General features: G+C 54.3%; 2 protein-coding genes. Both read right to left on the bottom strand.

Annotated elements, in window-relative coordinates; genetic code table 11:
• On the bottom strand, positions 1-683 hold a 683-nt coding region (locus tag BP822_RS04900; protein WP_286877843.1), incomplete at its 3' end, for an ABC transporter substrate-binding protein.
• Positions 670-2961, bottom strand: a 2292-nt coding sequence (cobN, locus tag BP822_RS04895; protein ID WP_286877842.1) for a cobaltochelatase subunit CobN, incomplete at its 5' end; no start/stop codon positions are given. The genes cobN and BP822_RS04900, both read right to left, overlap by 14 nt.

The raw sequence follows: 2961 nt of genomic DNA, 5'->3' as shown, positions 1-2961 counted from the left end.
ACCTGAGAGAGAATCACGTCCGGATTACTCCTTATCACCCATTCTCCGCTCACCTCCAGCCTGCCCAGATCCTCGTCGGGGGCGATATTTGTCCCCCCGGCGATAGAGATGACCTCGTCCGCAGTGGTACAGGTTTTGGTGATATATCTTCTAAAGGCGCACTCGTTATAAACACGGGGCTTGCCCTCGATATTCAGGTCCCCAGTCCTATCCCTGATAAGGTTCGCATATCTCTCCAAAAAATCTACAAGCTCTCCCGCCTTTTTCTCAGCAGCCATTCTCTTGCCCAAGGTCAGGATATTAGTTATAAGAGCCTCCAGCTCGCAGCCAGTCCCAATGACGACCACAGGAACACCTGCAGACCCTATCTTTTCAAACTCCTCCTGCGGGACGCGCCTGCCTGTGACCACGATATCGGGGTCCAGATCCAGCACCCGCTTTGCGCTGATCGTCCTGTAAACGCCGCTCCCAACCGCCGGTTTCTCACCAAGCGCAGGAGGAAATGTGGAATGATCATCCCGTCCCACGATCCTGTCGATGCAGCCGAAGATGCAGATAAGCTCTGATGCTATGGGCGTCAGGGAGACAATTCGGCCGGGTGGAGATGGTGCTGCTCTGCTAATTTCCCTATCCTCCAGATCTTTTGGGTGATAGATGCCCTCATCGATCCTATGCGCTGTCATCCTCGATCATCCCCTCTATCTCCAGATACACCTCTCTCAGTTTCTGTTTCATCTCGTCTGTTGCATCCCACATATTCCGGTCTATTGCCTCCAGGAGACGCTCGGAGATGTTCAGTAGAGCGTGAGGATTGACATCTTTCAGCCACTCCTGCATCTTTTCGTCCAGGGCGTACCTGTTGGCAAGCTCCTCGTACATCCAGTCCTCCAGAACCTCCGCTGTGGCATCCCAGCCAAAAGCAATGTCCACCATCCTTGACATGTCACCAGCGCCCTTGTAGCCATGCCGCTGCATGCTCTCGATCCATTTGGGATTGAGAATCCTGGCCCGGAAGATGTGCTTGGTCTCTTCGACAGTATTCCTAATCTTCACCCGCTCCGGGTCTGAGCTGTCACCGCAATACGACTTTGGCAGCTCCCCCTTGATTGATTTGACTGCAGCGATCATGCCCCCATGGAAGGAGTAGAAATCGTCGCCATCAAGCATGTCCCACTCTCTGGAGTCCTCGTTCTTCACAGTCAGATCCAGCTGGCCAAGCCTCCTCCTGAACTGCTCGGGCACAGTTATGCCGTAGTTCTTCTTTCCGTAGGCGTAGCCCCCCCAGGTGATGTAAATCTCTGCCAGATCGTGCTCGTCCTTCCAGTTCTTGGAGTCGATGGCATCGCACACTCCTGCACCGTAAGCGCCGGGGCGGCAGCCAAAGATCCTGTAGCATGCCTCCTCTTTTGCCTTCTCAAAGTCGATTCCCTGGCCGACCTTCTCGGCGATCTCTTCTGCCACATGCCTGGCCAAATAGTTGGATTCAGGCGGCTCCCTCAAGCTGGCCACCATCTCCACTGCCTCGTCGAGGAGGGTCACGATGTTCGGAAAAGCGTCCCGGAAGAAGCCGCTTATTCTGAGGGTGACATCTATGCGGGGTCGGTTCAGGTCCTGCAGGGGTATGAGTTCCAGGCCGGTTACTCTTCCGCTGCGCGGCTCCCATACGGGCCGAACTCCCATGAGATAGAGGATCTCGGCCACATCATCTCCCTTGGTGCGCATGATGGGAGTGCCCCAAACTATGATTCCAACGTTCTCGGGATACTTGCCTTCCTCTTTCAGATATCTATCAAGCAAAGCCTCTGCCTGGGCAATGCCTACCTTCCAGGCTGCCTGTGATGGTATCGCCAGTGGATCGACCGAGTAGAAGTTCCTGCCCGTGGGAAGGATGTCGGCCATTCCTCTGGTAGGAGCCCCCGAAGGTCCCGGCGGCACAAATCCGCCTCTGCAGGCGACCAGCGTATTGGTCAGCTCGTTTGTCGTGGAGGCGATATTGGGCACAAGGGTCATGCCGATATACCTTAACACCGCCTCAACATCAGGGTCTGTGCGGCCCACAATCTCTAATAGGACTGACGGGATATCGTCGACGGAGAATCCCGCCTCGTGAAACCGCTTCATGATCTTAAGCGAGAGCTCGTGAACCTCCTCGATGATATGGCCTCCGCTTCTTTCCCCGTCCAAAAGCTTTCCCCGGCACTCCAGCAGATGGTCGTAGTCAAATCCCTGAAGATGAACCAGAGCTTCTCTCAAAGACGGCACCTTTCCGTTCTTCAACCTGGTCAAGGCCACCAGAAATTCTTCCAGCCTTGAGCCCTCTGGAGGTTCGCCAAAGATGTGCAGACCGTCTCTGATCTGAGTGTCTGCTATCTCATGAAGATATCCGTGCAGTCTCTCCAGGAAACTGTCAAAATCGCTAAAAGCAGTCTCCTCATCGGTCTCCAGGTCGTGATCAAGCTTCGCCTCGCAAACCTTCTCCCAGATCATCTTTCTCTGAGTCGGCAGTTTTGCCGGATCTTCGGATGCTGCATGAGTATAATCATGAAGCATCACCTCAAGCTCTGCCATCTCATCATAAATGTCGGCATTGTGCATCACCGGAATCAGGTGGTCGATGATGCAGCAGTAGCTCCTCCTCTTGGCCTGGGTTCCCTCCCCGGGGTTGTTTATGATGTATGGATAGATGTTAGGCAGATCGGATATGGCGATGTCTGGGAAGCATGATTCTGAAAGCCCCACCGACTTTCCGGGAAGCCATTCCAGGGAGCCATGTTTTCCGATGTGCATGACCAGGTCAGCCCGGAAGACGTCTCGGATCCAGCGGTAATAGGCATAATAGTGGTGCGGTATGGGAAGGTCCGGGCTGTGGTAAATGGCTTCAGGGTTTTCCAGGAAACCACGTGGCGGCTGAAGTCCAATGAAGATATTGCCGTTGCTGATTCCGGGGATTATGAGCTCTCC

The sequence above is a fragment of the Methanosaeta sp. UBA458 genome, from assembly GCF_002496085.1.
Lineage (GTDB): Archaea > Halobacteriota > Methanosarcinia > Methanotrichales > Methanotrichaceae > Methanothrix > Methanothrix soehngenii.
The sequence above is the reverse complement of the archived record's forward strand: the minus strand, read 5'-3'. Positions and strand labels throughout refer to the sequence as shown.